The 7,163-nt window shown below is 40.1% G+C and carries 5 protein-coding genes; all 5 read right to left on the reverse strand.

Annotated elements, in window-relative coordinates; all coding sequences use genetic code 11:
* Nucleotides 1-974, reverse strand: a 974-nt coding sequence (locus RTK36_RS07290; RefSeq protein WP_312045742.1) for an FtsW/RodA/SpoVE family cell cycle protein, incomplete at its 3' end; no start/stop codon positions are given.
* Nucleotides 975-1,343: 369 nt separating this feature from the next.
* Nucleotides 1,344-2,699, reverse strand: coding sequence for a UDP-N-acetylmuramoyl-L-alanine--D-glutamate ligase (gene murD, locus RTK36_RS07295; RefSeq protein ID WP_312045744.1), 1,356 nt, complete (start codon nucleotides 2,697-2,699; stop codon nucleotides 1,344-1,346).
* A 214-nt stretch (nucleotides 2,700-2,913) separates the two neighbouring features.
* Nucleotides 2,914-3,900, reverse strand: coding sequence for a phospho-N-acetylmuramoyl-pentapeptide-transferase (gene mraY, locus RTK36_RS07300; RefSeq protein WP_331654984.1), 987 nt, complete (start codon nucleotides 3,898-3,900; stop codon nucleotides 2,914-2,916).
* Between the two features lies 1 nt (nucleotide 3,901).
* On the reverse strand, nucleotides 3,902-5,287 hold the full coding sequence (locus tag RTK36_RS07305) for a UDP-N-acetylmuramoyl-tripeptide--D-alanyl-D-alanine ligase (RefSeq protein ID WP_312045746.1): 1,386 nt from the start codon (nucleotides 5,285-5,287) through the stop codon (nucleotides 3,902-3,904).
* Complete coding sequence (locus RTK36_RS07310) at nucleotides 5,284-6,738, reverse strand: UDP-N-acetylmuramoyl-L-alanyl-D-glutamate--2,6-diaminopimelate ligase (protein ID WP_312045748.1); 1,455 nt, start codon at nucleotides 6,736-6,738, stop codon at nucleotides 5,284-5,286. Before RTK36_RS07310 ends, RTK36_RS07305 begins: the two co-directional genes overlap by 4 nt.
* Between the last annotated feature and the right edge of the window lie 425 nt (nucleotides 6,739-7,163).

A 7,163-nucleotide genomic window follows, 5' to 3' on the forward strand; every position in this document is an offset into this window, starting at 1 on the left:
GTAATGCCTGTTGCCATCAATGTTCCATATGTATCTTTGGCATTCATGGCAATTTTGATGCCACGCCAAATTAAAACCGCAAACAGGATAATGACCAGAGCTGCCCCGATAATGCCCAGCTCCTCACAAATAATTGCAAAAATAATATCGTTATGAGACTCGGGCACGAAGGTCTTCTGCCTGCTTTGACCCAAACCAAGGCCGAATATCCCCCCGGATGCAACTGCAAAAAGCCCTTGTATGGTTTGAAATCCTTTTCCTGGGGGATCAGACCAAGGGTCTAGCCAGACCCTAATACGGCTTAGTCGATATGGGAATAATACAACCGCAAGTACGCCCGCTGGAATAATTGCACCTGCACCCGCAACGAAGTACCAAATTTTAGGGCTTCCGATGAACAGCATGGTCAGGCCCATCAACAGAATCAGCAAAGCAGAGGAGAAGTTGGAAATGGCAATTAGCCCTACAGGCAAAGCCAAAACCATCAATGCCTTAACAAAACCCCTGAAATTCGCCAAATCCTGTCTATGACTAACAATATATTGAGAAAAATAGAGCACTAAAGCCAATTTTGTAAATTCTGATGGCTGAAACTGCAACATGCCTACTCCTAGCCAGCGTTTCTGACCACCGGCCTCAATACCAATAAACGGTAACAAAAGCAAGAAAACATTTGAAGCCCAATAGGCCAATAGTGCAAAACGCCTCCAAAAACTATACGGAATATTCATGCAGAATACCATTGCCACTACACCCAAAACCACCCAAACACTTTGTCGTTTCAGGAAAAAAAACATATCGTAGTTATACTTAGCACCGGTCATGGTTGTGTAGTAGCTAGCGCTAAAAATCATTACAACACCAAATAACATAAGTGTCAATGCAACGAACAAAACCGTGAAATCGAAGGAATCGGGCTTAATTCGCTTTCGTTTTGCAGTTGGACCCTTCCTTTGGCTATACCCTCTTCCCATTTCCTCACTCCGTTTCTTCCGATTTTAGTTAAAACCTTGAGCTCATTCCATTAAATAACACAAAGGTCTTTAGACCTTGATGCTCTGCCTCAATCTCTGCAAAGGATTTCATCCCTTGATCCTTATTTAGTACTTCCCCTTGGAAAACATCCACCAAACCTTAAGGCCTGCCTAATCTCCGCAATGGATTTCATCCCTTGAACCTTTTTCAAAAACTATATTTTTTGACGGATATACAATCAATATTTAATACTTTCCCTCGGGAAACAAAGTTTTCCATATTGGGTCAAGGGCAAAGCCCTTGCAAGGTTTTAGGGACAGCGTTCCTAAGGTCTTTGCCTTTCAATTCCCTTTCCAGTTTTAGCATCCCTAAGCGTTAAATCCTTTTACCTGTTCTTTAAACATATCTCCTCGTTGCTCATAATTATCAAACATCCCCCAGCTTGCACAAGCAGGAGAAAGTAAAACACAGTCCCCACCCTGAGATGTTTCTCTGCAAAGATTGACAGCCTCTTCAAAGGTTTCACATATAGAAACATCAGTAAAACCAAATTTCTCCGCAGACTCCTTGATTTGTTGGGCTGTAACACCAATTAAAACAAGATGCTTCACTCTGCCTGGGAAAAGCTTCGTCCATTCATCAAAGGATACACCCTTATCATAGCCTCCACCAATTAAAACAATGGGTTTTCTCATGGCAAGCACTGCACGTATAGATGCGTCTGTATTGGTGCCTTTAGAGTCATTATAATAATCTACGCCATCCACTGTAGCAACATACTCAATTCTATGGGCAACGCCACAAAAATTTTTCAAAACCTCTCTGATTATACCCAATGGAACATTTGCTGCAATTGCCATTGCTGCCGCCGCCATGGCATTCTCATAATTATGAATGCCCAATATTTGCAGATCATGAACTGAAACTAAATTTTCCTGAATGCCATCCCAGCGTACACAAATCATATCGCCTTCCAGATAAATGCCCTCATCTAAAGACTCTTGACTACTAAAGAAAAACACCCTCGCTTTTGTTTTTGCCGCCATCTTTCGGCACACATCATCACTATAATTTAGAATACAAAAATCTTCTTCCGTTTGGTTCTCAAAAATTCGTTCTTTCATTGCAATATAATTTTCCATGGTTTTATGACGATTCAGATGGTCAGGCGAAATATTCAATACTGCACTAATATGGGGAGAAAAAGTTTTTGCCTTTTCCATCTGAAAACTGCTGATTTCCGCCACTACCCAATCATTTTTTGTTAGCCGTGAAACCTCTCCACTGTAAGAAACCCCGATATTTCCCACCACCGCCGTATTTGGCTTTACTGCCTGCATAATCTGCCCCACTAGAGTAGTTGTAGTGGTTTTTCCATTTGTACCTGTAATTGCCGTCACAGGACAGAGCGTAAGGGTATATGCCAATTCAACTTCGCCAATTACGGGAACCCCACCTGCCTCTGCCTTGAGAATAAATGGAAGATCACATGGAATCCCTGGGCTTAGCACAATTAAATCCTGGTTTAAAACAATTTCATCTGGATTCCCTCCAAGAAAAAGAGTGATCCCCTCTTGCTCTAAAAGCTGAGAATTTTTTATTTCCTCTGGCTTTTTCATATCCTGAAGGGTAACCCTCGCCCCCAGTGTATTTAAAAGCTTGGCAGCAGAAATGCCGCTTTTCGCCATACCGCAAACCAAAACTTTTTTATCCTTATAGTCCAATTTAGATTCCCTCTTTCCAAAAGTTTTCAGTAAAACAAAAAAATATTTCTTCTAAATATAAACCAATATTTTCACTATGGAACTACCATATTCAGCGAATTTTATGCAAAAGTTAAAAACTATAGAACATTTTTATTGATGCAAACCATACTTTTCTTTCATAAAAACCCTTTCAACTGAAATATGCTTTGAAGCAAAACATAGTATATCCCTTTTAAAACATATCATTGCAGCCCAAAAAACCAATTAAACAAAGCATTGCCGTCGTCACATAGAAAAGAGTGACAACCTTTGTTTCTCTCCAACCGCTCTGCTCTAAATGATGATGAAAAGGTGCCATTTTAAACAATCTTTTTCCTGCACCATATTTACGTTTTGTCAGCTTAAAATAACCCACCTGAAGCATTGTACTGATGGATTCCAACAGGTAAATGAAGCCTACAATCAAAATAAAAATTGGCATCTTCAATATAAAAGCCGTAGCGGCAATAAATCCTCCTAAGGCAAGGGAACCTGTGTCCCCCATAAAAACCTTTGCAGGATAGGAATTAAAAATCAGAAATGCCAACAATCCACCAATAATCGCCCCACAAATGGGTGAAACGGTGCTTCCTGCCGCCCAAGCCACCACGGCAAAAAATGCTGCCACAATCAGCGTAACGCCGCCTGCCAAACCATCCAAGCCATCGGTCAAGTTTACCCCGTTTACTGTACCAAGTATGGTTACAAATAAAAATGGTACAAAGAGAATTCCTAAATCTATACTTGCTCCACGACCAAAAGGAATGTAAACTTCTGTGCCAATGCCGCTATAATACATATACCAGCAAAAAGCCCCTGTCACAATGAGCTGGAGCAATATTTTCTGCATCGCCCGCAGTCCAAGGGAACGTTTTTTTACAACCTTGATATAATCATCCAAAAACCCGATAATACCATAGCAAACCGTTACCAAAACAATTACCGTTCCATCGGTATTCCCTTTCATAAAAAAGGTTGCTGCTATAGCAAATGCAATTAAAAATGCAATGCCCCCCATTGTTGGGGTCCCTTGCTTTTGTAAATGGCTTTGGGGTCCATCATCCCGTACATTTTGCCCAAACTTTAATCTATGCAGCATAGGAATCATAACCGGACAAAGGATAACCCCCACCACAAAAGATATAATGATCGCGTATACCGCCTGTTCCAATGACCCCACTTTAGTTCACTCCCTGTATTTTTTCTACGGTTTTCTCCAATGCCATACTTCTGGATGCCTTCACCAAAACAGCATCCCCATTTTTCAGCATTGCCAAACCTTCGTTCCAAAAATTCTCTTGACTATCAAAGCAGTAAACCTCTTTGAGTCCACCGTTTTTTGCGCCTCGCTCCATTTCACTGTTGAACCCGCCTATGCAAAATAGGAGATCAATTCCTTTTTCTGCAGCATAGGCTCCAACCTCTTCATGCATTTGGGCTGCGTATTCTCCAAGTTCTCCCATAAATCCTAAAATTGCTACCTTACGGCCATCTGCATTTGCAAGAATATTCAGTGATGCCTTCACAGATACAGGATTTGCATTATAAACATCATTTAAAACCGTTATGCCGTTTTCTAGCTTCATAATGTTCATTCGATTTTTAGTAGGCACAAAATTTTCAATGCCTCCTTTTATTTCAGTAAAGCTAAGACCCATCTCAAGCCCTACGGCAACGGCAGAAAGGGCATTTAAAACCATGTGCTCTCCTGGGATTGATATAATCGCATCAAAAGAACCCACCGGCGTATGAATGGTACATTTTGTTTTCTCCATGCCCATAAGCTCAAGGTTTTCAGCATAAATATCCTTTTTGCTTTCAATACCAAACCAACGCAGTCTCTGAGGAAGCTTCCCCTCCAAAGTGCCCAGCATATCATTGTCTCCATTTAATACCGCAACGCCATCCTCCGGCATAAAATCAAACATCTCACATTTAGCCTTCAAAATGCCTTCTCTACTGCCCAAATACTCAATATGAGCAACACCAACATTAGAAATCAACCCTAACTGTGGACGAACCACTTCCGCCAATGCATGAATTTCCCCAAAATGGTTCATACCCATTTCAATCACTGCAATTTCATGATGATCCTCCAAGCGGAATAATGTCAAAGGAACACCAATATCATTGTTATAATTCCCTTGTGTCCAGAGAACATCATATTTCTGCCCCAAAACAGAAGCAACTATATCCTTTGTAGTGGTTTTCCCAACACTACCGGTAATCCCGATAAAAGGAATATCAAATTTATTTCTATAATGTGCCGCCAATTTAAGCAAAGCCTTTTTTACGTCAGGAACCAAAAGTAAAACGCTCCCTTTTTTTGGCGCAATTACTTTTGAGGACAAGCAAGCAGCAATGCCCTTTTCAAAGCATTCCTCAATAAACTGATGTCCATCCACACGCTCTCCCTGTACAGCGAAAAACAGACTGTCCTTTGTAACTTCCTTAGAATTCTGGGTAATATGAGAAATGGTTTTATTTAAAACTTCATCCAGACCGTCAACTGCAATTACCTGCGCATTCGTTGCCTCAATGATTTCTCCAATGGTCATTTTTTTCATAAGCAATCCTCACCAAAAGCCTTTCGTATCTCTTCCATATCGTCAAAATGAATGGTACAATCTTTAAATATTTGATAGGTTTCATGTCCCTTTCCTGCAATGATAATTACATCGCCGGCCTTTGCCATTTTTGCACCTTCCAAAATCGCTTCTCTTCTGTCAGCAATTTTTTTATAGGGACAATTGGTATTTTTCATCCCTGCCTCTACCTCGTCTAAAATAGTTAGAGGGTCTTCAGTTCTGGGATTATCCGAGGTAATAATACAATAGTCAGAACTATCCCCAGCAATTTCGCCCATGATTGGCCGTTTTGTTTTATCTCTGTCACCACCACAGCCAAAAATAGTAATAATGCGTCCTTTGGCAAACTCTCTGGCAGTTTTTAAAATATTATCTAGCCCATCAGGTGTATGAGCATAATCCACGACTGCTTGATATCCTTTTTTACTGCGCACTGCTTGAAAACGACCAGCTACCCCATGATTTTCTTGAAGCCCCATAATAATATCCTCCATGGGGATTTCCAGAAGCAAACATGCACCAATTGCACCCAGGGCGTTATAAACACTAAATCTGCCAGGTGTACTCAAATGGACTTGATATTCTTTTTCACTCCAAGACAAGGAAAAATTCGTGCCCTCTGCAGTAACTTGTATATCCTTTGCCTGCAAATCAGCGGCGTTATCAACAGCAAAGGTCAATACTTGACCAGTAGCCTTCTCCTTCATAAAGTTGCCAGCGGCATCATCCAAATTAATTACACTTTTTTTTGCCCGTTGAAACAACTTTGATTTTGCTTCTTTATAATTTTCCATGGTTTTATGATAATCCAAATGGTCCTGGGTTAAGTTTGTAAAAATTCCAACTTCGTATACAATGCCATCTACCCTATGCAAATCTAAGGAATGGGAAGAAACCTCCATAACTACATGGCTTACGTCCTCTTTTACCATAGTGTCCAACAACTCCTGAAGTTCCTTGGATTCTGGCGTAGTACGCTCTGTATGGAGTATTCTGTCCCCAATGCGATTCTCAATGGTTCCCACAATGCCAACCTTTTTCCCCATATGATCTAATACGGACTTGATTAAATATGTGGTAGTGGTTTTTCCGTTTGTTCCAGTAACACCAACTACATGCATTTTTTCAGAAGGTAAATTATAATAATTCACCGCCATGAGGGCCAAAGCCTCACGGGCATTCTCAACCTGTACAACCGAAATTTCCCCATCGATCCCATGAGGCATATGTTCACAAATCAACGCAACAGCCCCATTTTCTACTGCTTTCGTTCCAAACTTATGACCATCCACTTGAAAACCGGTTATGCACACAAAAACATCTCCCGCAAGAATCTTTCGGGAGTCATACTCAATTTTTTCGACCTCAATGGACAGATTTCCCTGTAGTAATTTATAGGAAACTCCTTCCAACAGCTTTTGCAATTTCATGGCTGTTTCCTCCTTTGGTTAAACGATTGCCAGCCTTCGGCATATGTTGAGGAAAGCTTTTGTCGTCAGTTAAAACATTTATGTAAAATCACTTCATCATTTTAAATTCAATGAGCAGTAATTACAACACTTTTTCGTATTTCATTCTAATTTTTTTCATAAAATATGGCATAGTAGCTTTCAATAGTATTCAAAAAGTATTTTTGGTTCTTTGACTAATAAAAAGTTAAATCTTTCAAATAGGTAAATCATTACTTCGTAAATGGGGTATCTTTTCCTTTAAATCATACCATTCCAAATTTGTCTACCAGTGGAAATCGCAAGGAAAAGTATACCACATTTACGGTCTTCTACCAATTATTTTTACCATTTCCAGTCTCTTTTTTACAATATAATAATAAAAGAAGGTTATTTTAAAATATGTC

The sequence above is a fragment of the Anaerotignum sp. genome (assembly GCF_031981185.1).
In the GTDB taxonomy this organism is placed as follows: Bacteria; Bacillota; Clostridia; order Lachnospirales; family Anaerotignaceae; genus Chakrabartyella.